We start from the raw sequence: 23,573 nt of genomic DNA on the forward strand, positions 1-23,573 counted from the left end.
AAAGACCGCTTGCGTCTCCACCCTTTTTTGCTGGTCAGCCGGAGTTTGAATGAGCGTCACCACGTCGGGATTGCAGTCGAAGTCGAGCCGTAGCAGCGTGCGTCAGGCCATCGAAGTCATTAGTTCGATGCGCTTCGCTATCTCGCTGCTCGTCATCCTCGCGATAGCAAGCATTATTGGTACGGTTCTTACGCAAGAAGACCCGTACCCGAATTACGTCAATCAGTTCGGTCCGTTCTGGGCCGATATCTTCCGCGGCCTGAGCCTCTACAACGTGTATAGCGCGTGGTGGTTCTTGCTGATCCTGGCGTTCCTGGTGATCTCGGTGTCGCTGTGCGTGATCCGCAATGGCCCGAAGATGATCGCGGACATGAAGAGCTGGAAGGATCGGGTGCGCGAAGGCAGCCTGCGCGCGTTCCATCACAAGGGCGAATTCCCGCTGGTGCCCGAGTCGCGTGCCGAGACCGCCGCCAAGCTGCAACGCCTCGCGGGCAAGATGGGCTACAAGTTTGTCACGCGCGAGACGGAGAGCGGCGCGACGCTGATCGCGGCCAAGCGCGGCGCGCTGACGAAGCTCGGCTACATCTCGGCGCATCTGGCGTTCGTGATCATCTGCATTGGCGGCTTGCTGGACAGCAATTTGCCAATCAAGCTGCAGATGTTGCTCTTCAACAAGACGCCGATTGCATCGAACGAAGTCATCAACGACATTGCGCCGAATCATCGCCTGCCGACGTCGAATCCCACGTTCCGCGGTTACGCCTGGGTGCCGGAAGGGCAGCATGTCGCAACCGCTATCCTGAATCAGCAGGACGGCTCGCTGATCCAGGATCTGCCGTTCTCCATCCAGCTCAACAAATTCATCGTTGATTATTACTCGACTGGCATGCCGAAGCTGTTTGCGAGCGATATCGTCGTGATCGATCATGCGACCGGCAAGCGCATCCCGGCACGGGTGGAAGTGAATGAACCGTTCACCTACGACGGTATTTCGATCTATCAATCGAGCTTCCAGGACGGCGGTTCGAAACTCGCCATGACCGCGTGGCCCATGTCCGGCGGCAGCGCGAAAACCACGCCGTTCGACGGCGCCATTGGCGGCACGGCGCCAATGAACCCGCAGATCATCGGCGGGCAGGGTGAAACCGTGGAATTCACCGATTTCCGCGCGATCAACGTGGAAAACGTCACCGACGGCAGCGGTTCGATCGATACCCGCGGTGTCGGCCAGACGCAGACGTTGAAGCAGGCTTTCGATGAACGGCTGGGTTCCGGCGCGAAGACGTCGAAGCCGACGGATCTGCGTAACGTCGGGCCATCGGTGCAATACAAGGTGCGGGGCACGGACGGCCAGGCGCGCGAGTTCAACAACTACATGCTGCCCGTCGACGTGCAAGGCCAGCCGATGTTCCTCGCCGGCATGCGCCTCAGCCCGAACGATCCGTTCCGCTATTTGCGCATTCCCGCCGACGAGCAAAGCTCGATCAAGCAGTGGATGAACCTGCGTGCCGCGCTGGAAACGCCCGCCATGCGCGACGAAGCGGCGCGTCGTTTCGCGAAGCGCTCGGTGCCGGAAGCAAACGCGGATTTGCAGAAACATCTGGAAGAAAGCGCGTCGCGGGTGCTGAACCTGTTCGCCGGGGCGGACGAAACCGGCGTCGCGGCAGTTCCCGGGCAGCCGGGAGCCACATTGGGCGGTTTCCAGGCAATAGCGGGTTTTATCGATAAATCCGTGCCCAAGGGTGAACAGGAAAAGGCGGCAGGCTTATTGCTGCGCATGCTGGAAGGCGCGACCTGGGATCTGTGGCAGATTTCGCGCGCTCAGAACGGCCTGCCTGAGGCTCCGCCGGACGCGAAAAACACGCAATTCGTGCAATCGTCGATCAATGCTCTTTCGGACAGCTTTCTGTACGGATCGCCGGTTTTTCTGCAACTCGATTCGTTCAGGCAGATCCAGGCTTCCGTGTTCCAGTTGACGCGCGCACCGGGTAAAAAAGTGGTGTATCTTGGCAGCCTTCTGCTCGTGTTCGGCATTTTCTCGATGTTTTACGTGCGTGAACGTCGTCTCTGGTTTTGGCTCAAAGACACATCAACGGGCGGTACGAGCGTGTTGATGGCAATGTCCACCGCGCGCCGTACGATCGATTTCGAAAAGGAATTCGCGCGAACGCGCGACGCGATCGGCGCCATGCTGGGCGTCAAGTCACAGCCGGTAGCGCAATCACCGGAAACGCTCGAGGACACCAAGTCCTCCGGCTCGCAGGATTCAACTCGGTAAGAACATGGACCTCACACAAGCCTCCTCGACTTCGACTCTGGCGCAGCAGCGCGCGGGCAAGGTGCCCGTCGATCCAGACCTCTTCGACGAACGTCCGTTTCTCAAGCGTCTCGGTGTGACCGACTGGCTGTTCGCCCTGGCGATGGTCGCCGGCGCGGGTTTCGCGCTGTATCGGTATCACCCGTTCATGAATTACTACGACAAGCTGGTGCTGTGTTGCGCCGTGCCCGTGTTCGTGGTGCTCGGATGGCGCTGGAAGCCGGTACGCCTGCTGATTGCGTGTATCGCGGTGATGTCGCTGTTTTCTTTGCAGCTTTATCACGCGGACCTCGCCCGCGCCGACACCAATTTCTTCCTCAAATACTTCTTGTCCAGCCAGTCGGCCATTTTGTGGATGAGTGCGCTGCTTGTGCTGGCCACGGTGTTCTACTGGATCGGCCTGATTTCGCGTTCGCCGACCGGCGGCGCGATCGGCTCGAAGATGACCTGGGCGGCAGTGCTGATGGGCTTCACCGGCCTGATGGTGCGCTGGTATGAGTCTTACCTGATCGGTTCGGACGTGGGCCATATCCCTATTTCGAACCTGTATGAAGTATTCGTGCTGTTCTGCCTGATTACGTCGCTGTTTTATTTGTACTACGAGCAGCATTACAACACGCGTGCAATGGGCGCTTTCGTGCTGCTGGTGATCAGCGCGGCTGTTGGCTTCCTGATGTGGTATTCCATCGCTCGTGACGCTCAACAAATCCAGCCGCTCGTGCCTGCGCTGCAAAGCTGGTGGATGAAAATCCACGTGCCGGCGAATTTCATCGGTTATGGCAGTTTTGCGCTGGCGGCCATGGTCGGGGTAGCCTATCTGGTCAAGGAACGCGGCATTCTGGCGGACCGCCTGCCGTCGCTCGAAGTGCTCGACGACGTCATGTACAAGTCGATCGCGGTCGGTTTCGCGTTCTTCACCATCGCGACCATTCTCGGTGCGCTGTGGGCCGCCGAAGCGTGGGGTGGCTACTGGAGCTGGGATCCGAAGGAAACGTGGGCGTTGATCGTGTGGCTGAATTACGCAGCGTGGCTGCATATGCGTCTGATGAAAGGGCTGCGTGGCTCGGTGGCCGCGTGGTGGGCGTTGACCGGTTTGCTGGTCACCACGTTCGCGTTCCTCGGCGTCAATATGTTCCTGTCCGGCCTGCATAGTTACGGCAAGCTGTAACATCTGCCGCTAAACACCGTCGTCTAAAAACCGCCACGCAAGATTTGCTGGCGGTTTTTTTATTGCCTGGGCGGAATAGCTGCAACCGATTCGGTGTTTGCCACGAATATAGGTATAGCAGCGGCGACACCGACACGGGCTGCAACCAGGATTTCAGGAGCATCGAATGGTTATGAAACACACACGCCAGCTTTTCGGCAACGACATCGCCCGAAGCGAGATCACGCCACGCGCATTCTTCGAGAATCGTCGCCGCGTGTTACGGGCCGCGGGTGCGCTGGCCGCGACGGGGCTCATTGGCGTGAACGGCGAAGCGCTTGCCACGATGACATCGCCCGATGCAAAGGGGCAAAAACTCGCCGCGACCACGAACACGAAGTTCGTCGCGCTGGACAAGGTGACGCCGTTCAAGGACATCACGAGCTACAACAACTTCTACGAGTTCGGCACGGACAAGGCCGATCCGGCGCAAAACGCGCATACGCTGCGGCCGCGGCCGTGGAAGATATCGGTGGAAGGCGAGATCAAGAATGCGAAGGTGTATGACATCGATGAAATCGTGAAACTCGCGCCGCTCGAGGAGCGTATTTACAGGATGCGGTGCGTGGAAGGATGGTCGATGGTGATTCCGTGGATCGGTATTCCGCTGTCCGAGATCATCAAGCGCGCGCAGCCGACGGGCAACGCGAAGTACGTGCAATTCATCACGCTCGCTGATCCCTCGCAGATGTCCGGGTTGTCCGACCCCATTCTCGACTGGCCGTATTCCGAAGGTTTGCGCATGGACGAGGCGATGAATCCGCTGGCGCTGCTAACCGTTGGTTTGTACGGTGAAGTGCTGCCGAATCAGAACGGCGCGCCGGTGCGTTTGGTGGTGCCGTGGAAATATGGTTTCAAGAGCGCGAAATCGATCGTGAAGATCCGGTTTATCGAGAAGCAGCCGAAGACGAGCTGGAGCGAATATGCGCCAGCCGAGTACGGGTTTTATTCGAACGTGAACCCGAACGTCGATCATCCGCGCTGGAGCCAGGCAACGGAACGGCGCATTGGCGAGGACGGTTTTTTCACGCCGAAGCGTAAGACGCTGATGTTCAATGGATACGGCGATCAAGTTGCGTCGTTGTATCGCGGCATGGATCTCAAGGCCAATTTTTAAGGTTTAGGGGGCAAGGATGGCTGTGGCTTCCGATGTCAAAACAAAGCCGGCAATAAAGCCAGTAGCGCGCGTTGCCGCAGGCGGCACGAACTGGATCGTGCCGGCGAAAGTAGCTGTGTTTCTTGGCGGTTTGTATCCGCTCGCGCGTATTGTGCTGCTGGGCTTCACGGGCGGATTGGGCGCGAATCCGATCGAATTCATTACCCGCTCGACCGGTTTGTGGACGCTCGTGTTCCTGTGCATCACGCTTGCCGTCACGCCGGTTCGCCGGTTGACCGGCCTGAACGCGCTGCTGCGTTTCCGGCGGATGCTCGGGCTATTTGCATTCTTCTATGTCGTGCTGCACTTCACCACGTACGTCTGGTTCGACAAATGGTTCGATGTCTTCGCCATTCTCAAGGACATCGTCAAGCGGCCATTCATCCTGGTTGGTTTTTCGGCGTTCGTGCTGCTGATCCCGCTCGCCGTGACGTCGCCGAAAGCGATGCTCAGAAAACTCGGTCGGCGCTGGCAAACGCTGCACAGGTTGATCTATCCGATCGCCGTGCTCGCGATCCTGCACTTCTGGTGGATGAAAGCGGGCAAGCACGATCTCATCTTGCCGAAGATCTACGGCGCGATCGTGGTGGTGTTGTTGGCGTGGCGCGTGCTTATCTGGCTGCGGTCGCGAATGATGAAGACGCGTGCGGGTTAACCGCTTTTGATCAGGACGCGCGTGAAAAAAGGGCGACGCTTGAATAGCGTCGCCCTTTTTTACTCTGATCCGACCAACGGAAGTCAGTCCGGGAAAATCGATTCGCCCGCGAACAACTGCTTCACTTCTTCGCGTTCACGCACTCGCCGGGCACGTTCGCGATCGACCATGACTTCGGCGGCGCGCGGGCGCGTATTGTAGTTCGAGCTCATCACGAAACCGTAAGCGCCCGCCGAGAAGATCGCGATCAGATCGCCTTGTTCGATGGCGAGTTCCCGATCCTTGCCAAGCCAGTCGCCGCTTTCGCAAACAGGACCGACCACGTCGTAGAGTTGCGCTTTCGTCGCGCGCTTTTCCACGGCTTCCATGCGATGAAACGCCTGGTACATCGCAGGACGCGCGAGGTCGTTCATGCCGGCGTCGACGATGGCGAAATTTTTCTCCGCGCCCGGCTTCAGGTATTCCACGCGCGTGAGCAACACGCCCGCATTGCCGACCAGCGAACGGCCCGGCTCGAAATACACTTCGCGATGACCGTGCCCGCGGTCATCGATACGCGCGAGCACCGCACGCACGAAATCCCCGATAGCCGGCGGCGTTTCATGGTCGTACGTAATGCCGAGTCCACCGCCGACATCGACGTGATGAATGGTCGTGCCGTCCGCTTCGATCTGCTCGACGAGGTCCAGCAATTTGTCGAGGGCGTCGAGATACGGGCTGACTTCCGTGATCTGCGAACCAATATGACAATCGATCCCGATTACGTCGAGATTCGACATGGCCTCGGCTTGTGCATAGGTCGCGCGGGCCTCGTCGAAAGCCACGCCGAACTTGTTCGACTTCAGACCCGTGGAAATATACGGATGCGTCTTGGCATCGACGTCGGGATTCACACGCAGCGACACCGGCGCTCGTTTGCCCGCGGCCTTGGCCACTTCGTTCAGCGCGTGCAGTTCGGGGATGGACTCGACGTTGAAGCACTTCACGCCGGCATCGAGTGCTTCGCGCATTTCCGCCGCCGTCTTGCCGACGCCGGAGAACACGGTGTTTTCGGCCTTGCCGCCCGCGGCCAGCACGCGCGCCAGTTCGCCCGACGAGACGATGTCGAAGCCCGCGCCGAGCCGCGCGAATACGTTCAGCACCGCGAGGTTGCTGTTGGCTTTCACGGCCACGTGGATAGTGGCGCGGCGGCCGCTGCAGGCATCGGCGTAAGCTTTATACGCGTCGGTCAACGCACTGCGCGAATACACGTAGAGCGGGGTGCCGAACTGATCGGCCAGCGACGCGGCCGAAACGCCTTCGACCTGCAGCACGCCGTCGGCGCGAGAGAATGCGGATTGAGTCATGGGTTTTCTGGTTCTGCTGACGCACCGGGCCGGTTGGCCCCAAGCGCGGTATGGCCACGATTATTCGCCGGAGGAAGCGGCTTTGGGTGCCGACGCCGACGGGGACGATTTCAGGTTGTCGTCGGGGGAGAGCGAAAGCGCCGTACCGGAAGTGTCCGGAACGTCCTCGGTACTCACAGCAGACGAGGCGGACGATGCTTCTGCCGGCACGCTCGCCGGCAACGGCGGAAGGCTTGAGGGACGAACCGGCATTGGCGGGGCGACGGGCATATAGAGCGGTCCACGCTGGCCACAGGCGGCGAGCAGCGTGCCGGCGGAAATGGCCAAAGCCGCTACAATCGCGCTCATCCGGAAGACGACTTGCATTACTGTCCCTGACTAATTAATCGATGGAGTTTAGCATGACCGACAACGAATACCTGACCCTCGCCGAGGCCGCGCTGGCGGCCATCGAGCGGGACGTGGACGGCCTCGAAGCCGATGTCGAATTCGAGCGCAGCGGTAATGTTTTAACGCTCGAATTCGAGAACCGCACGAAACTGATCGTGAATTTGCAGCCGCCGATGCACGAGCTCTGGCTCGCGGCCAAGGCTGGCGGTTTTCACTATAAGTATGTGGACGGCGCATGGCGCAACACGCGCGACGGCAGTGAGTTTTTTGAAGCGCTCAGCCAGTACGCCAGCGAACAAGCCGGCGAGCCGATCCGCTTTTCAGCTTGATCCGCAGCTTGATCTACCGCTTGATTTGCCGCTCAGGCCCCGGACTAGCCGGGGCTTGAGTTCGATCACGCTGCTTACTGTGCTTTGAACAGATTCATGATGTCCTGCTTTTCCTGCTCGCCGACCTGCGGCGCAGGCGCAGAGGGGGCCCCGCCACTGACGTCTTCCGGCACGGCCTGACTCACACCGATAGTCGCCACGAATCCGTGACCCGGCGTCATGTCGTCGAAATAGAGTTCGCCGCCTAGCGAGACCACATCGGGCGGCATGGTCGATTTGTATTCGGGCACGTCGCGCAACGCCCGACTCATGTAGTCCATCCATACCGGCAGTGCGAGTCCGCCGCCCGTTTCCTTGTCGCCGAGACTGCGCGGCGAGTCGTACCCAATCCACGCAATGGCCACCAGCGAATGTTGATAACCGGCGAACCACGCGTCGTGGGAGTCGTTCGTCGTGCCGGTCTTGCCGGCAAGGTCAGTGCGCTTCAACTGATTCGTTCTCGCGCCCGTACCGCGTTGCGCCACGCTTTGAAGCAGGCTGTTCATCACGTAGGCGTTGCGCGGCGTAATGGCGAGCGGCGCGGTGTCGGCGGCGACCAGCGGCTGCGGATGCGAGACCACGGCGCCGCGCGGATCGGTGATATCGGCGATCAGATACGGATTCACGCGGTATCCGCCGTTCGCGAACACCGAATACCCCGTCGCCATTTGCAGCGGCGTGACCTGGCCTGCGCCGAGCGCCATCGGCAGATAGGCGGGCTGACGCGAGGCGTCGAAACCGAACTTCGTCACATAGCCTTGCGCATACTTCGGACCGATATTGTTCAGGATCCGGATGGACACCAGGTTCTTCGATTTCATCAACGCCGTGCGCATGGGCATCGGGCCGTCGAAACCGCCGCCGTAGTTCTTTGGCTCCCACGCCTGGCCGCCCGTTTCAGCAGCGCTGAAGTAGAGCGGCGCGTCGTTGATGATGGTCGCCGGCGACAAGCCCTTTTCCAGTGACGCCGAATAGATGAACGGCTTGAAACTCGAACCCGGCTGGCGCCACGCCTGAGTGACGTGGTTGAACTTGTTCTTGTTGAAGTCGAAACCGCCCACCAGCGCGCGGATCGCGCCGTCCTGCGGCACGATGGAAACGAACGCGCCTTCCACTTGCGGCAGTTGGGTGATGACCCAGGTGTCGTCGTCGTTTTTCATCAGGCGCACGATCGCGCCCGGCCGGATGCGCTGGTTCGGCTGCGCCCGCGTGCTGAGCGCGCTCGCGACAAAACGCAGATCGTTGCCTTCAACGACCGCTACGTTGCCATCGATAAAACTCGCTTTCACTTGCTTGGGGCTCGCCTCGGTGACGACCGCTGCGACGATCTCGCCGTTGTCGGGATGGTCGACCAGAGCGTCGTCGATAGCCTGCTCGCGATCGTCGGGGTCCGTGGGCAGATCGATATACGCTTCCGGCCCGCGATATCCGTGCCGGTGTTCATAGTCCATCAGACCTTTGCGCACGGCGCGATATGCTGCGTCCTGATCGGCGGAATCGATGGTCGTCACCACGTTCAGGCCCAGCGTATAAGCCTCTTCGCGATACTGCGTGTACATCATCTGGCGCACCATTTCCGCCACATACTCGGCGTGCACGCTGAACTCGCGCCCGGCGCCCTTCACCACAAGCGGTTGTTTCGCCGCGTCTTCATATTGTTGCTGCGTGATGTAGTGCAGTTCGAGCATCCGTTCCAGGATGTATTGCTGGCGCACTTTCGCGCGTTTCGGATTGACGACCGGGTTGTACGCGGAGGGCGCTTTTGGCAAGCCGGCGAGCATGGCGGCTTCGGCAAGCGTGATGTCCTTCAGGTCCTTGCCGAAATAGACCCGCGCGGCACTCGCGAATCCATAGGCGCGCTGTCCCAGATAAATCTGGTTCATATAGACCTCGAGAATCTGGTCTTTCGTCAACGCGCGCTCAATCTTGTACGCAAGCAACATCTCGTAGATCTTGCGGGTGTAGGTCTTTTCGCTCGACAAGAAGAAATTTCGCGCGACTTGCATCGTGATCGTGCTTGCGCCCTGGGAAGCGTGGCCGTTCGTCAACGCTACCGTGCCGGCGCGAAGGATACCGGTCAGGTCGACACCGCCGTGATCGTAGAAACGCGCGTCTTCAATGGCGAGCACCGCTTTCTTGAGGTAATCCGGCACGTCCTGGATCCGCACGACGCTGCGCCGTTCTTCGCCGAATTCGCCAATCAGCACGTGATCTGCCGTGTAGACCCGCAGCGGTACTTTCGGGCGGTAGTCGGTGAGCGCTTCGAGCGACGGCAGGTTGGGCTGGGCCACCACCAGCGCGTAACCGAGCACCAGCCCCGCACTGATGATCAACCCGACAATACAAATTAACAATCCGAGCAGAAGCCTGATCCAGAGCGGGCGAACACGCTTCGGGGAATCGGGATGACGGGACGGAGGGGACGACGGAGACTGAGATTGCATGGCACCACCAAAAAACGGTCCCGCGATTATAGCTGTCCAACTTTACGGCTTTCGTCTGGCTTACTTGGGGTGTTGCGCGCAGGGCGCGGCGACCCCTCTTTCGTCACGATAAGCGTTGACGGACTGAGACTGCTAACGTTTGCATCGCTTCTTTTGAGACTTTTTCACGCTTGTTTCGTGCCCACCGGCATCGGGGCTTTTTAAGCTCTTCATCCCTTTACGTTAGCCACTTGGACGAATGGTGGCAACCACTCCCGCTGCCCACAATTGTTTCATTGCCGGCGCCCGAACGGTTCGGTGCGCGGCCTGAAAAAAGAGAGGGTGAGCATGGGTACGGAAACACTATTGCGCGGATCGGTCCTGACCGTTACGCGCCGGTTCGCGGCGGGTATCGACATTACCGAAGGGGTTTTAAGACTCGCTGTAGTCAGCAAGCGCTTGCATGCGAATCGGCCAGTTTGCGTCGAGCGGCTGGAGGAAGTTCTGCTTGAACCGGGCGTGGTGATAGGCGGGGATTTCATTGACCGGACAGCTATCACGGCGGCGTTGCGAGAAGCATTTTCGCGGCTGCCCGCGCGAGGCGCACTACGTTCGCTGCGGTGTGCAATGGCGTTGCCGGCGTCGGCAACACTGACTACGCGCATATCGCTGGCGAGGCTGACACAGACGAGCCAGGTTTCAATTTCAGCGTCGGCGGGGCGCGATCCACGCGGCTTGCTTGAACCGGCTGTGCTGGCAGAAGCCGAGCGCGTGGCGGGGATCGAGCGCGGCGCTCTCGCGGTCGACTGGTCCATCCAAATGCTCGAGAACGGCGACGCTGAGGTGTCAATTGCTGCCACCGGGCGGCAATACGTGGAGTCGCGCGTGGAGACGGCGGCGGCCGCGAACATCGTGCTGAGTGCAATCGATGGTGAGCCGGGCGCGGCGCTGCGCGCGTTGCGTTATTCGGCTGCTATGGAGATTGATCCGTTGGAACGTTATGTCGCGTGCTGGGTGGAAAGTGCGGGGCTGCATGCATGGCTTGTCGGCGAGGAGGGCGTGGAGAACGAGGTGCGTTACCCGTCGCCGGAATATTCGAGCGCGACTGAAGCGCTGACCGATCTGGTTGGCGACGACCTGCCGGTGCACTGGATTTATATCGGCGGGGATATCGACCTGCTGAATCGCGCAGGCGTTTCCACGCCAATGCTGGCCGCATTGTTCGGCTGCCCGGTCATGCCGTTTGAATGCGCGCCGTTTTGCAATGGCGCGCAAAGGGTGGATGAACGTCTCGCGCATTCGCCGCTGTTTGCCGTGGCAATGGGGCTTGCGCTGCGCGAGGTAATGCCATGAGCACCGTCAGTTTGCATGCCTTCAATCTGCTGCCGTACAGGTCGGGTGCGCGGCGTCGAGCCCGCAACCGGGCGCTGGCGCTGCTCGCGGGCGCGGGTCTGGCGGGGTGTGCCGCGGTCGGCGCAGTGGCGGGCTGGGATGCGTTGGAGCGAGTGCATATAGAAGAGAAACGAGACTCGCTCGAGGTAGCGCTGCGGCAATTGAGTGCGCCGATCGCTGAGCATGCGCGGCTGGTCGAGTTGCAAGCGCTGGAGCGGAGGGCGCAGAGCGCCGCCGTGCCGTTAGCTGAGCCGCGCGCCCGGTTTCTCGGCTTGCTCGATGCGCTCGCGCGGGGGACATCGCAGGGGAATATCGGCTTGCAGCGGGTGACGCAGCGCGTGAGCGAGGTGGAGCTTGCCGCCAGCGCGCCGGATTCACACACGGCCGCCGCGTGGCTGAAAGCGCTTGAAAAAGTGACGGGCGTGAGGGCCGTGGAGATCGTGGAAATGCACCGGCGGGTGGTTGCTCTGCGGCCTCAAGCAGTAGCCGTCGCGCAACCCAGTGCGGTGAATTCGCAGGGCAAGACGAGCCCCTACGATTTCATCGCGGTCGTGCGATGGACGCAGAGCGCCAGCGGGGACGCAGCGCCGAAGGTGCTGAAGGCCGCTAGACGAGAGGCGTCGTCGAAGCCGAAAGCAGCAAGCCGGAGCACGCGATGAACCGCCTCGCTAAATCTTCCCATGGGTTTCAATTGCTACAGCCTCTGGATGCCTGGAGCGGTTATCGGATCGCGCTCACGGGCGTCGTGATCGGCTTGCTGGTATTTGCTGCTGGCGTGTCGTTGTGGCGGTCCTCCGATCTCAGCGGCACGGAAGCCAGCCGTTTGGCGTCGCACGAAGCGCAGCAACGCCTGGACCGGGCACAAGCAATAACTGCGCAGTTGCCCGTGATGCGCGCGCGTTCAGGCGATGGTGCACCGCTCGTCCGTTGGACTGTTGCCGACGCACTTCACGAGCTGACCGCGCTCGCCGCTCAGAGCGGCTTGCGGATCGGCATGATCGAACCGTCGGCGCAGAAGGGCGACGGGATCGAGATCGAGCGGCCGCTGAAGCTTCGCGCCGAAGGTTCGTTCGGCGAGATCCGGCGGTTTCTCGACGCGCTGGAAGGGCTGCCAAGACTCGTCGTACCGGCAGACGTGCAAATGAAACGAGTGCCGAACGCGCTTTCCCTGGAAGCTACGCTCAGAGTATTCGAGGATCTTCCGGCGATCACGCGGCCGGAGCTGTCACGCCGGGACGGGTTTGCTGTCGATCCGTTTGGTGTGAAGAACGGTGCAGGCGCGGGCGATGGAGGCGCGATGCTTCTTGTTGGCACTTTGCGTGCTCGGCGTCGCGGGATGGCATTGGTAGAGACGGCTGCGGGAGTCGATGGATTTCTGCCGGGCCAGATGATTGGCGACGAGCGGCTTGGCAATGTCCGTTCGCGTTCGATCGAGCTCAGTCGTCCTGACGGGGTCGTGCGCACGATTGGTTTCGCGGATGACCGGCCATGAAGACGCTGCGGTTTTTGCGGCTGTTAAGCCGTTCGGTGAGCGTGACGCTTCGGGTTGCTCGCGGGGCGGCGGTCGGAGGCGCGTTCTCGTTGCGGTGGCGAATTTGCGCGCGTGGTATCGCGACCGTCTTGCTGCTGGGGACTGTCACTGCCCACGCTGCACTGCCCCCTTTGCCACCCCTGCCCGAGCCGTTTCCCGAGACCTTGCCCACGGACCAGTTCGCGGTTGAGGTTCCTGCGGCCGTCGTTGCGGCGGCGCCCGATGACGACACAGCCTGGCTGACGCCATCCACAACGCCCGCTCCAGTGGCCGCACCTGATGTCACGCCCGCGCTAGAAGGGCCGCCGACCCCATTGCCACCCGTTGAGCGTATGAGCCGTGGGCCGGTGGACCCTGCCGTCACGTCGCTTGATGACGGCAAACCGATCTCGCTGAACCTGAAAAATGCCGACTTGAGCGCCGTGCTGCAAACCTTCGCGAAGTTTTCAGGCGTCAACATTGTCGCGAGCGAGAAGATCCGCGGGCTGGTCTCGCTGAATCTCGTCGACGTGCCGTGGCGGCGCGCGTTTGACACGCTGCTCGATGTCCACGGCCTCGCGATGGAGCGCCACGGCGAGGTCATCTGGGTTGCGCCGCTTAGCGAACTGGCGGCGCGCGAGCGTCTTCGCTACGAAGCGCACGCCCGCGCAGCCGATCTCGAGCCGCTCGCCAGCCGCACCTTCGTTCTGCGCTATCCGCGTGCCGACGACGTGCGCAAGCTCCTGACGGGTTCGGGCAGCCAGCGGGTGTTATCGAAGCGCGGTTCTGTCATGGCTGATGCCCGCACCAACCTGCTTTTCGTCACTGACCTTGAGGCCCGCGTCACGCAGATCGCCGAGCTGATTGCGCGGATCGACCAGCCGACGCCCCAGGTGATGATCGAGGCCCGCATTGTGGAGGGCGACACCGGGTTTTCGCGCAATCTCGGGGTGAAACTGTCAATGACGCCCACCGGCGACTCCACCGCACACGGTCTTGTGGCGGGTGCGGACGGCGCGGTGTTCGATTTATCGGCGCGGCCGATTGGCGGATTTGACGCCGCGACCGCCGGCCTGACGCTATTCGCCGCGCAGGCTACGCGTTTGCTGAACGTCGAGTTGAGCGCGCTCGAAAACGAAGGCCGCGGCGAGATTGTGTCGAGTCCCCGCGTGATTACGGCGGATCGCGTGAAGGCGGTGGTCGAGCAAGGCACGGAGTTGCCGTATCAGGCGAAAGTGGGCAATGGCGTATCGGGCGTCCAGTTTCGCCGGGCCGCGCTGAAACTGGAGGTCGAGCCCCAAATTACGCCGCATGGCCACGTGATCCTTGATCTCGATGTATCGAAGGACAGCGTCGGCGAGCAGACGGCAGCCGGCCCGGCAATCAACACCAAGCACGTCCAGACGCGCGTGGAGGTGGAGGACGGCGGCACGGTGGCAATCGGCGGGATATATTCCTCCGATGAGCGCGAGGACGTCACGAGGGTCCCGCTGCTCGGTAAAATCCCGGTATTGGGCTGGCTTTTTCGTCATACCGCGCGCCGCAATTCACGCAGCGAACTGGTCATTTTCATTACCCCGCATATCGTTCCGGCGCGTCTGTGAGGGCCGCCGGCAAGCCTTTCCGACTCGACAAACCGGCCCTTTTGCCCTTAAGCTCCCGCACGAACGGGACCAGAATCGGGACCGGAATCAATGCACAAGGAAGCGAGTTGGAAGCCGGGCAAGCGAACGCAAACGTATTTTTTGTCGGACTCATGGGGGCAGGCAAGACCACCGTGGGGCGGGCGGTCGCGCGCCGGTTACAGCGGTCATTCATCGATTCCGACCACGAAATCGAGGCGCGTACGGGCGCGCGCATCCCGGTAATCTGGGAGGTCGAGGGCGAGGATGGCTTCCGGCAGCGCGAAGCGGATGTGATCGACGAGTTGTCGCGGCGCGAGAATATTGTGCTGGCAACCGGCGGCGGCGCGATTCTCCGGGCGGAGAATCGGGAACATCTGAAGAGTCGCGGGCTGGTGATTTACCTGCGCGCCACGCCGCATGAATTGTGGCAGCGCACGCGGCGCGATAAAAACCGGCCGCTGCTGCAGACCGACGACCCGCGCGGTAAGCTGGAAGCGCTCTACAAGGCGCGTGATCCGCTGTATCAGGAGTGCGCGCATTTCATCGTGGAAACCGGCCGGCCGACCGTGAATAACCTCGTCAACATGGTGTTGATGCAACTGGAGATGGCCGGCATCGCCAAGCCGGCTACGTCATAATGTCCGCCATGATTACCGTCAAAGTCGAACTGGGCGATCGCGCCTACCCCATCCATATTGGCGCCGGGCTGATTGGCCGGACCGACCTGTACGCACCGCATATTGCCGGTTCGTCGGTCGCCATTGTCACCAACACGACCGTCGATCCGCTCTACGGCGATGCGCTCCGCGCTGCCCTCGCGCCGCTCGGCAAGAAAGTCACGACCATCGTTCTGCCCGACGGCGAGGCGCACAAGAATCTCGAGACGCTCAACCAGATTTTCAGCGCGCTGCTGACCGAGCGCGCCGACCGCAAGACCACGCTGATTGCGTTGGGCGGCGGGGTGATCGGCGACATGACGGGTTTTGCCGCGGCCAGCTATATGCGCGGCGTGCCTTTTATCCAGGTGCCGACCACACTGCTCGCGCAGGTCGATTCATCGGTGGGCGGGAAGACCGGCATCAATCATCCGCTCGGCAAGAACATGATCGGCGCGTTTTATCAGCCGCAGGCGGTCATCGCGGACATAGGGGCGCTGCAGACGCTGCCGGCGCGCGAACTTGCCGCGGGTATCGCGGAAGTGATCAAGACGGGCGCCATTGCGGACAGCGAGTTCTTCGAGTGGATCGAGGCGAACATCGGGGCGTTGAACGCGTGTGATCCGGCCGCTCTTACGCATGCGGTGAAGCGCTCGTGCGAGGTGAAGGCTTCGGTTGTCGCTGCAGACGAACGCGAAGGCGGCTTGCGCGCCATTCTCAATTTCGGCCACACATTCGGTCATGCAATTGAGGCTGGTCTTGGTTACGGGGAATGGCTGCATGGAGAGGCAGTCGGTTGCGGCATGGTGATGGCAGCGGATCTGTCGGTGCGGCTTGGCCGGCTCGACGAAACTTCACGTGAGCGGCTCACGCGGTTGATCGCTGCGGCGAAGCTCCCGGTCAAGGCGCCGGCGCTTGGCGCGGATCGGTATATCGACTTGATGAAGGTCGACAAGAAAGCCGAAGCAGGTGAGATCAAATTCATCCTGCTCGAGCGTTTCGGTAATACGAAGATCACGGGTGCACCCGACGAGGCAGTGCGCGCAACGCTTGCGGCCAGCGTCTGAGCGGCTGCGTTCAGCAGTGGGTCGTTGCGACGAAGCTCAGTCGCGAGACGTCCGGGTTCACCAATGCGCTGAATGTCGTTCGTGGCCACGGCGCGAAGAACACCATCGCTCATGCTAACAAGTGAGCCGCACTACTTCCGGATGTTGAAGCCGTTCGCGCTGGCTTCGTTGATGCTGTTTTGAGGCGCGGCCATCGCCATGAAGAAGATGATGGTGAGTCGGAGCAACTGCCAAGCCGCGAGAGATGAAAGTTTCGGCCTTTGCGCTGATTTTCCCTGACGCTGTGCTGTGCTGAGGCAAAACCGTTGCCGCAGAAAATACGACCAAGCCAAGACCCAAGCAAAAACAACAAGGCAACGATGATTCGGAGCAGCCGGTGAGCGACAAGACATTCCAGTTTTCCAGCATCACGCCGACGTCCTTCGCGCTTGAGGCGCATCTCGCGCCGTATGCCGCGCATTCGGCCGAGTCGCGTGGCCGCCGCTTCGAAGAAAAACCGCCCGTCGCACGTACCGAGTTCCAGCGCGACCGCGATCGCATTGTTCACTCCACGGCGTTCCGTCGCCTCGAATACAAGACGCAGGTTTTCGTGAACCACGAGGGCGACCTGTTTCGCACACGCCTGACGCACAGCCTGGAAGTCGCGCAGATCGCCCGTTCCGTGGCGCGTAACCTGCGCGTGAACGAAGACCTGGTTGAAGCCATTTCGCTGGCGCACGATCTTGGCCATACGCCTTTCGGCCATGCCGGACAAGATGCACTGAATGAATGCATGCGCGACCACGGCGGCTTCGAGCACAACCTCCAGAGCCTTGTGGTGGTCGATGAACTGGAAGAACACTACGGCGCGTTCGACGGCCTGAATCTCTGCTTCGAAACCCGCGAGGGCATTCTCAAACACTGCTCGCACGAAAATGCGCTGAAGCTCGGCGCGTTGGGTGAACGCTTTCTGACTCGCAAGCAGCCGTCGATAGAAGCCCAGATCGCAAACGTAGCCGACGAAATCGCCTACAACAATCATGACGTCGACGACGGGCTTCGCTCCGGCCTGATCACGCTCGATCAACTGGCCGATGTCGCGTTGTGGCAGACGCACTACGAAGCGGCGCGCGGCGAGTATCCGGGTATTGAAGGGCGAAGACTGATTCACGAGACCATCCGCCGGATCATCAACGCGTTGATCGTGGATCTGATCGAGTCGACGAGCGAGAACCTGGCGCGGTTGAATCCGCAATCAGTCGATGACGTGCGCGACGCCCCGGCGCTGGTCACGCACAGCGAGACAGTTGCCGCCCAGGCTACCGAGCTCAAGCGCTTTCTTTACAAGAATCTGTACCGCCATTACCAGGTGATGCGGATGGCTAACAAAGCGGGGCGCGTGGTGAGCGGGCTTTTCAAGGCGTTCAACGACGACCCGCGCCTGCTGCCGCCCGCCTATCAGGCGCGCGGACCGATCGCGGAAGAGTCCGCCAATGACCCTCGCGGCAGCGAGACTGCTTCGGGCGGCACGCAAGCACGCTTGATCGCGCATTACATCGCGGGCATGACGGATCGTTACGCATTAAAAGAATATGGACGTCTGTTCGTCATCGACGACAATTAGAATCCCGCGTTCCAGGCGCGTTCGCGTTTGTTCCAACCAAAAAACTCCACCGGGGTTCAAGGAGAGGTTACTCATGAGTAGTCGCAAGTTGCTGGTCGGCGCCTTTTCCATCGCCGCCATATTCGCCCTTGGCGCCAGTCAGGCACAGGCCGCCACTGAAATCCAGTTCTGGCACGCCATGGAATCTGCGCTTGGCGAGCGCGTGAACGACATCGCAAACGACTTCAACGCGTCGCAGAGCGATTACAAGATCGTGCCGGTCTTCAAGGGCAGCTACGACCAGACGCTGGCTGCGGGTATTGCGGCGTATCGCAGCGGCAACGCGCCGGCCATCCTGCAAGTGTATGAAGTCGGTACCGCCACGATGATTCAGGCCAAGAAAGCGGTCATTCCCGTTTCCGATGTCTTCAAGCAAGCCGGCGTTCCGCTCGACGAAAAGGCATTCGTTCCGACCATTGCAAGCTATTACAGCGACTCGAAGACCGGCCACCTGATCTCGATGCCGTTCAACAGTTCGACGCCCGTCCTCTATTACAACAAGGACATGTTCAAGAAAGCCGGTATCGATCCGACCCATCCGCCGAAAACCTGGGACGAACTCGAAGCCGATGCGAAAAAGTTGAAGGCGGCCGGCATGTGCGGTTATTCGTCGGGCTGGCAGAGCTGGATTCAGTTGGAGAACTACAGCGCGTGGCACGGCCTGCCGTTCGCATCGGAGAATAATGGCTTCGACGGCACCAACGCCGTGCTCGAATTCAACAAACCGCTGCAGATCGCGCACATCCAGCGCCTGCAGAACATGGCGAAGGACGGCACGTTCACGTATGTTGGCCGGAAGGACGAGGCGGTATCGAAGTTCTATAGCGGCGATTGCGGCATCGTGACCAACTCGTCCGGCTCGTTGGCCAACATCAAGAAATACGCGAAGTTCAATTTCGGCACGGGCATGATGCCGTACGACCAGAGCGTGAAGGGCGCACCGCAGAACGCGATTATCGGCGGCGCGAGTCTTTGGGTGCTGGCTGGCAAGGATCCGGCAACGTACAAGGGCGTCGCCAAGTTCCTGGCTTATCTGACCTCGCCGGCAGTGGCAGCTAAATGGCATCAGGACACGGGTTATCTGCCGGTCACGACCGCCGCGTACGAACTGACGCAAAAGCAGGGCTTCTACGACAAAAACCCCGGCGCCGATACCGCGATCAAACAGATGCTGAACAAGCCGCCCCTGCCTTTCACGAAGGGCTTGCGTCTGGGCAACATGCCGCAGATCCGCACGATTGTCGACGAAGAACTCGAGCAAGTCTGGGCGGAAAAGAAAACGCCGAAGGACGCGCTTGATTCGGCGGTGTCGCGCGGCGACGACCTGCTGCGCCGCTTCGAAAAGGCTGGAAACTAAACTCGCCATGGAAAAACGATCGCGGTTCAATACGAGCCTGCTGCCTTATCTGCTGGTCGCGCCGCAACTCGCCATCACCGCGCTCTTTTTCCTGTGGCCGGCCGGCGAGGCGCTATGGCAGGCCACGCAGACCCAGGACGCGTTCGGTACATCGAGCGAGTTTGTCGGGCTGGCCAATTTCAAGCAGATCTTCACCGATCCGCTTTACCTCGCGTCGTTCAATACGACCATCATCTTCTGCACGCTCGTCACCGTGTCGGGTCTGGTGATCTCGCTGCTGCTGGCCGCGTGCGCCGATCGGGTGACAAGAGGCCGGAAGCTGTATCAGACGCTATTGATCTGGCCATACGCGGTCGCGCCGGCGATTGCCGCCGTGCTGTGGTCGTTCCTGTTTAATCCGAGCATAGGCCTGGTGACGTATGCGCTCGCAAAATACGGCATTGTCTGGAACCACGCGCTCAACGGTTCACAGGCCATGTTCCTGGTCGTGCTGGCGTCAGTGTGGAAGCAGGTCAGCTATAACTTCCTGTTCTTCTACGCCGGGCTGCAGGCTATCCCGCGTTCGCTGATCGAAGCGGCGGCCATTGACGGCGCCGGGCCCGTGCGGCGGTTCTTCGGAATCGCGCTGCCGTTGCTCTCGCCAACCAGTTTCTTCCTGCTGACCGTGAACGTGGTCTACGCCTTCTTCGATACCTTCCCGGTCATCGATGCAGCGACCGGCGGCGGTCCGGCGCAGTCCACAAAAACGCTCATCTACAAGATTTTCACCGAGGGTTTCCAGGGGCTCGATATCGGCAGTTCCGGCGCACAGTCGGTCGTGCTGATGGTGATCGTGGTGGCGCTGACTGTCGTGCAATTCCGCTTTATTGAACGTCGGGTGCAGTACTCATGATCGAGAACCGTCGCGGTTTTGACCTGTTTTGCCACGCGGTGCTGATCGTGGGCGTGGTGCTGGTCGTGTTTCCGGTGTACATCGCCTTCTGCGCGGCCACCATGAGCGAAGCGGAAGTTTTCAGCGTGCCGCTTTCGCTGGTTCCGAGCACGCATTTGTTCGAGAACATAGCGAATATCTGGACGCACGGCAGCGGCAACGCAGCGGCGCCGTTCGGCCACATGCTGTTGAACAGCCTGGTCATGGCGCTTGTGATTTCGATCGGCAAGATCGCTATCTCCATGTTGTCGGCCTACGCCATCGTGTTCTTCCGCTTCCCGTTTAAAAACCTGGCCTTCTGGCTAATTTTCATCACGCTGATGCTGCCGGTGGAAGTACGGATTTTCCCGACGGTCCAGGTGGTTTCATCGATGCATCTCAGCAACACGTACGCCGGACTGACATTGCCGCTGATTGCATCGGCGACGGCGACTTTCCTGTTCCGCCAGTTCTTCATGACGCTGCCCGATGAGCTGATGGAGGCGGCGCGCATCGACGGCGCCGGGGCATTGCGGTTCTTGTGGGACGTGGTGCTGCCGCTGTCGAAGACGAACATTGCCGCGCTGTTCGTGATCACGTTCATCTACGGCTGGAACCAGTATTTGTGGCCGATCCTGATCACCAGCGACCAGTCGCTGCAAACCGCGGTGGTCGGCATCAAGAGCATGATCGCTTCAGGAGACACCGCCACCGAATGGCATCTGGTCATGACCGCAACGCTGCTGGCCATGTTGCCGCCGCTCGCGGTTGTACTGACGATGCAGCGCTGGTTCGTGCGCGGTCTCGTCGATTCCGAAAAATAACGGAGGTTCGTTCAATGATCCTTGAAGTTGCTCAATTGCCGGTGAAGGCGGGCGAAGAGGCCGCGTTTGAAGCCGCGTTTGCTCAGGCCGAAAAGATTATCTCGGCGCAACCGGGCTATCTCTCGCACGAACTGGTGCGTGGCGCCGACGCGGACAACGGCTCGCATTACGTGTTGCTCGTGCGCTGGGAAACGGTCGCGGCGCATCAGGAAGGTTTCCGCAATTCCGCCGGCTACCAGACGTGGCGCGAGTTGCTGCATAAATTCTATGAACCGGGTGTCGCGGTCGCGCATTTTGCGACGGTCGCGGGCGCCCTTAAATGAAGGCGGGTCGATGGCTGCACTGAGCCTTCAAGGCGTCAAGAAAACCTACGACAGCAAGCAGTTCGTCCTGCACGGCATCGACGTGGAAGTGACGGACGGCGAATTCGTCGTGATGGTCGGGCCGTCCGGCTGCGGGAAATCGACTTTGCTGCGGATGGTCGCGGGGCTGGAAAGCGTGTCCGAAGGGACGATTTCCATCGGCGAGAAAGTGGTGAATAGGCTGGAGCCGAAGGACCGGGACATCGCGATGGTGTTCCAGAACTACGCGCTGTATCCGCATATGAGCGTCGCGCAGAACATGGCGTATGCGCTGAAGATCGGCGGTGTGAGCAAATCGGAAATCGACCGGCGCGTGCAGAATGCCGCGAAGATACTGGAACTCGAACCGTTGCTCGCCCGCAAGCCGCGCGAGCTGTCCGGCGGGCAGCGGCAACGTGTGGCAATGGGGCGCGCGATCGTGCGCGAACCGGCCGTGTTCCTGTTCGATGAACCGCTCTCCAACCTCGACGCCAAGCTGCGCGTGCAAATGCGGCTGGAGATCCAGCGGCTGCACGCGCGTCTCGCGACCACGAGCCTGTACGTCACGCACGACCAGATCGAAGCGATGACACTCGCGCAGCGCGTGATCGTGATGAATCGCGGCCGTGCCGAGCAGATCGGGCCGCCGACCGAAGTCTACGAGCGGCCGGCGACGGTGTTCGTGGCAAGCTTTATCGGCTCACCGGCCATGAATCTGCTGGAAGGCCGAGTGTCGGAAGACGGATCGGGCTTCGATGTCGCCGGTAACGGGCCACGCCTGCCGCTCGCGGGCATGCAGTCGTTGCAACAGGATCTGAAGGGCCGCGAGTGGGTGTTAGGCATTCGGCCGGAACACATGCTGCCGGAGCAGCAGAGCGCGCATGTCACGTTGACGGTCGATTCCTGCGAACTCCTCGGTGCCGATAACCTCGCGCATGGCCGTTGGGGCAAACACGACGTCGCGGTGCGTTTGCCGCACGAACATCGTCCGGCGCGCGGCGAGGCGCTGGAAGTGGCGCTGCCGGCTCATCGTCTGCACATCTTCGATCCGGCGACGGGCTTGCGCGTCAATTAATAGGAAAAGCGATGAAAATCTGGCCTTATCCGCGCATCGTTGCGCATCGTGGCGGCGGGAAAGTCGCGCCGGAAAACACGCTCGACGGTATTGATACCGGTGCGCGTCTCGGTCTGAAAATGATCGAATTCGATGCGAAGTTATCGGCGGATAACGTCGTGTTTTTGCTACACGACGATCTCGTCGATCGCACGTCGAACGGGCGCGGCGCGGCGAAAAATCTTCGCTACGAAGAACTTGAGCAACTCGATGCCGGAAGCTGGTTCGATCCGAGTTTCGCCGGTGCGCGCATGCCAACGCTCGCTCAGGTCGCGGAACGGTGTTTTTCGCACGGGTTAGCTGCGAACGTCGAAATCAAGCCGTGCGAAGGGCGCGATGTTGAAACGGGCGTTTTAGTGGCGCAGGAAGCTGCGCGGCTGTGGTCAGGAGCAGAACCGGCGCCGTTGTTGTCGTCGTTTTCCTACGCTGCGCTCGAGGCCGCCGCCGGAGCTGCGCCGGATCTGCCGCGCGGCATGCTCTATGAAGCCATTCCCAGCGACTGGCGCGCGCAAACCGCAGCGTTGTCGTGCGTGTCGCTGCATGCGGATCACCAGACGCTGGACGAGCGTCTGGTCGCCGAGATCAAGGATTCGGGCTTGCGGATACTGGCCTACACCGTCAACGACCCGGAGCGGGCGCGCGAGCTCGCCGCATGGGGCGTGGACGCGATCTGCACGGACCGGATCGATGTGATCGGCGCGGATTTTCTGGACTGAGCGGAAACGAGCGAACGAGTAAAAGCGCGCGCGGAAGCAAATTCCAGCGCGCGTTTTTACATCGATACAAGCAAAAGGCTTATCGGGCGCGGGCCAGCAACACGCCTGCCACCAGCGCCAAGCCGCCCACCAGGGCAATGGTTTGCCACGGTTTGTCGTGAATATAGGTGTCCGCATCGGCCAGGGCCGTATTCGCGCGAGCGCGTACCGCGTCGTGCGTATTATTCAACCGCTCGCGTGCCGAATCCACGCTCTTGCTCAATTGAGCCCGCAGCGCGGCGACGTCGGCCGACGTCCCTTCCGACAGTGTTTCTTCAATCTCCGAAATCAGCGTGCGTAATTCGCCGCCAATGTCCTGCGCCGCGTCGCGGCTGTGACGCGAAATGCGGCGCGCACGGCGGCTGGTGGAGTTCCATGAATCTCCGATGGCATCTCGCGTATTGGGGAATGCGTTCATAGGATCGCTCCGTCGATGGATGAATCGTGGGATGGGCCGCGAAAGTGCGGAAAAACAAAAGGTGAGCAAGTTGGATGCCGATTCGGCCGCCGCGTTCAAC

General features: G+C 60.9%; 22 protein-coding genes and 1 pseudogene. 19 read left to right on the forward strand and 4 right to left on the reverse strand.

Features of this window, described 5'->3' with window-relative positions:
* Positions 1-49 precede the first annotated feature (49 nt).
* From HB376_RS28945 to msrQ, 4 genes are all read left to right on the forward strand, one after another.
* Positions 50-2,278: a cytochrome c biogenesis protein ResB gene (locus HB376_RS28945; RefSeq protein WP_213767117.1), complete on the forward strand. Its 2,229-nt coding sequence runs from the start codon at positions 50-52 to the stop codon at positions 2,276-2,278.
* A gap of 4 nt (positions 2,279-2,282) precedes the next feature.
* Positions 2,283-3,485 carry a c-type cytochrome biogenesis protein CcsB gene (ccsB, locus tag HB376_RS28950; protein WP_213767118.1) on the forward strand — a complete coding sequence of 401 codons (1,203 nt, stop codon included), beginning with the start codon at positions 2,283-2,285 and terminating at the stop codon, positions 3,483-3,485.
* A gap of 166 nt (positions 3,486-3,651) precedes the next feature.
* Positions 3,652-4,641 carry a protein-methionine-sulfoxide reductase catalytic subunit MsrP gene (gene msrP, locus HB376_RS28955; RefSeq protein WP_213767119.1) on the forward strand — a complete coding sequence of 330 codons (990 nt, stop codon included), beginning with the start codon at positions 3,652-3,654 and terminating at the stop codon, positions 4,639-4,641.
* A gap of 16 nt (positions 4,642-4,657) precedes the next feature.
* The gene (gene msrQ / locus HB376_RS28960) at positions 4,658-5,335 is read left to right on the forward strand and encodes a protein-methionine-sulfoxide reductase heme-binding subunit MsrQ (protein WP_213767120.1); all 678 of its coding nucleotides are present in this window, start codon (positions 4,658-4,660) and stop codon (positions 5,333-5,335) included.
* 83 nt (positions 5,336-5,418) lie between these two features.
* Here msrQ and lysA read toward each other — a convergent pair whose 3' ends face one another.
* Entirely contained in the window at positions 5,419-6,681 is a 1,263-nt protein-coding gene (gene lysA, locus HB376_RS28965; RefSeq protein WP_213767121.1) for a diaminopimelate decarboxylase, read from the reverse strand.
* Between lysA and HB376_RS41800 the strand changes: the two genes are divergently transcribed.
* On the forward strand, positions 6,680-6,955 hold the full coding sequence (locus HB376_RS41800) for a hypothetical protein (protein WP_346730605.1): 276 nt from the start codon (positions 6,680-6,682) through the stop codon (positions 6,953-6,955). The two genes, lysA and HB376_RS41800, sit on opposite strands and share 2 nt — an antisense overlap.
* A 20-nt stretch (positions 6,956-6,975) precedes the next feature.
* Here HB376_RS41800 and HB376_RS41805 read toward each other — a convergent pair.
* Positions 6,976-7,047, reverse strand: a pseudogene (locus tag HB376_RS41805) (hypothetical protein); the annotation flags it as partial.
* Between the two features lie 35 nt (positions 7,048-7,082).
* Between HB376_RS41805 and cyaY the strand changes: the two are divergent.
* Positions 7,083-7,400, forward strand: coding sequence for an iron donor protein CyaY (cyaY, locus tag HB376_RS28975; RefSeq protein ID WP_213767123.1), 318 nt, complete (start codon positions 7,083-7,085; stop codon positions 7,398-7,400).
* Positions 7,401-7,474: 74 nt separating this feature from the next.
* Here the strand turns inward: cyaY and HB376_RS28980 are convergent, their stop codons facing one another.
* Positions 7,475-9,883 (reverse strand): penicillin-binding protein 1A, encoded by a 2,409-nt coding sequence (locus tag HB376_RS28980; RefSeq protein WP_213767124.1) that lies wholly within the window; start codon positions 9,881-9,883, stop codon positions 7,475-7,477.
* Between the two features lie 327 nt (positions 9,884-10,210).
* Here HB376_RS28980 and pilM point away from each other — a divergent pair, with 327 nt between their 5' ends.
* From pilM to ugpQ, 13 genes are all read left to right on the forward strand, one after another.
* Entirely contained in the window at positions 10,211-11,215 is a 1,005-nt protein-coding gene (pilM, locus tag HB376_RS28985; RefSeq protein WP_213767125.1) for a pilus assembly protein PilM, read from the forward strand.
* Complete coding sequence (locus HB376_RS28990; protein ID WP_213767126.1) at positions 11,212-11,913, forward strand: fimbrial assembly family protein; 702 nt, start codon at positions 11,212-11,214, stop codon at positions 11,911-11,913. The genes pilM and HB376_RS28990 overlap by 4 nt, the downstream gene beginning before the upstream one ends.
* On the forward strand, positions 11,910-12,746 hold the full coding sequence (gene pilO, locus HB376_RS28995; protein ID WP_213767127.1) for a type 4a pilus biogenesis protein PilO: 837 nt from the start codon (positions 11,910-11,912) through the stop codon (positions 12,744-12,746). The genes HB376_RS28990 and pilO overlap by 4 nt, the downstream gene beginning before the upstream one ends.
* The gene (gene pilQ, locus HB376_RS29000) at positions 12,743-14,368 is read left to right on the forward strand and encodes a type IV pilus secretin PilQ (RefSeq protein ID WP_213767128.1); all 1,626 of its coding nucleotides are present in this window, start codon (positions 12,743-12,745) and stop codon (positions 14,366-14,368) included. The genes pilO and pilQ overlap by 4 nt, the downstream gene beginning before the upstream one ends.
* Positions 14,369-14,475: 107 nt before the next feature.
* Positions 14,476-15,027 carry a shikimate kinase AroK gene (gene aroK, locus HB376_RS29005; protein WP_213767129.1) on the forward strand — a complete coding sequence of 184 codons (552 nt, stop codon included), beginning with the start codon at positions 14,476-14,478 and terminating at the stop codon, positions 15,025-15,027.
* A gap of 8 nt (positions 15,028-15,035) precedes the next feature.
* Positions 15,036-16,112, forward strand: coding sequence for a 3-dehydroquinate synthase (gene aroB / locus HB376_RS29010; RefSeq protein ID WP_213767172.1), 1,077 nt, complete (start codon positions 15,036-15,038; stop codon positions 16,110-16,112).
* A 376-nt stretch (positions 16,113-16,488) separates the two neighbouring features.
* Positions 16,489-17,715 carry a deoxyguanosinetriphosphate triphosphohydrolase gene (locus tag HB376_RS29015; protein WP_213767130.1) on the forward strand — a complete coding sequence of 409 codons (1,227 nt, stop codon included), beginning with the start codon at positions 16,489-16,491 and terminating at the stop codon, positions 17,713-17,715.
* A 73-nt stretch (positions 17,716-17,788) separates the two neighbouring features.
* Complete coding sequence (gene ugpB, locus HB376_RS29020; protein WP_213767131.1) at positions 17,789-19,111, forward strand: sn-glycerol-3-phosphate ABC transporter substrate-binding protein UgpB; 1,323 nt, start codon at positions 17,789-17,791, stop codon at positions 19,109-19,111.
* Between the two features lie 7 nt (positions 19,112-19,118).
* The gene (gene ugpA, locus HB376_RS29025; RefSeq protein WP_213767132.1) at positions 19,119-20,003 is read left to right on the forward strand and encodes a sn-glycerol-3-phosphate ABC transporter permease UgpA; all 885 of its coding nucleotides are present in this window, start codon (positions 19,119-19,121) and stop codon (positions 20,001-20,003) included.
* Entirely contained in the window at positions 20,000-20,845 is an 846-nt protein-coding gene (ugpE, locus tag HB376_RS29030; protein ID WP_213767133.1) for a sn-glycerol-3-phosphate ABC transporter permease UgpE, read from the forward strand. The genes ugpA and ugpE overlap by 4 nt, the downstream gene beginning before the upstream one ends.
* Positions 20,846-20,859: 14 nt before the next feature.
* Entirely contained in the window at positions 20,860-21,168 is a 309-nt protein-coding gene (locus HB376_RS29035; protein WP_213767134.1) for an antibiotic biosynthesis monooxygenase, read from the forward strand.
* A gap of 10 nt (positions 21,169-21,178) precedes the next feature.
* Entirely contained in the window at positions 21,179-22,261 is a 1,083-nt protein-coding gene (locus HB376_RS29040; RefSeq protein WP_213767135.1) for a sn-glycerol-3-phosphate import ATP-binding protein UgpC, read from the forward strand.
* Positions 22,262-22,272: 11 nt separating this feature from the next.
* Complete coding sequence (ugpQ, locus tag HB376_RS29045; protein WP_213767136.1) at positions 22,273-23,016, forward strand: glycerophosphodiester phosphodiesterase; 744 nt, start codon at positions 22,273-22,275, stop codon at positions 23,014-23,016.
* 79 nt (positions 23,017-23,095) lie between these two features.
* On the opposite strand, the gene HB376_RS29050 is transcribed toward ugpQ, so the two are convergent.
* Positions 23,096-23,473 (reverse strand): DUF883 family protein, encoded by a 378-nt coding sequence (locus HB376_RS29050; protein ID WP_213767137.1) that lies wholly within the window; start codon positions 23,471-23,473, stop codon positions 23,096-23,098.
* Positions 23,474-23,573 lie beyond the last annotated feature (100 nt).

Source organism: Caballeronia sp. dw_19 (assembly GCF_018449515.1).
Classification (GTDB): domain Bacteria; phylum Pseudomonadota; class Gammaproteobacteria; order Burkholderiales; family Burkholderiaceae; genus Caballeronia.